This is a genomic window from Flagellimonas flava (assembly GCF_050617915.1).
Classification (GTDB): domain Bacteria; phylum Bacteroidota; class Bacteroidia; order Flavobacteriales; family Flavobacteriaceae; genus Flagellimonas; species Flagellimonas flava_A.
In genome coordinates this window covers 1-229 of the sequence record NZ_JBODQE010000252.1, presented here as the reverse complement: position 1 = coordinate 229, position 229 = coordinate 1, and the positions used below count along the sequence as shown (strand labels likewise).

The following is a 229-nucleotide window of genomic DNA, read 5'->3' as shown; positions in this document are numbered from 1 at the left end:
CAAATCTTTAAAGTATTTGACTCCCTGGGTGCTGTTGATGGGCAAATCCACTAAAAAATAGCGGAATAAAACCCTGTACACATTGCCATCCACCACAGGTTCGCGAATATCAAAACAAATGGAAGCTATGGCGCTAGCCGTATAATCCCCTACTCCTTCTAGGGCTTTTAATCCGATGTAAGTGTCTGGAAAATTGCCCTTATGGTCATCCACAACCATCTTGCCCGTG

General features: G+C 44.1%; 1 pseudogene. It reads right to left on the bottom strand.

The features are described from left to right. Positions 1-229 (bottom strand): annotated as a pseudogene (locus ACRHOZ_RS21740) (A/G-specific adenine glycosylase); the annotation flags it as partial.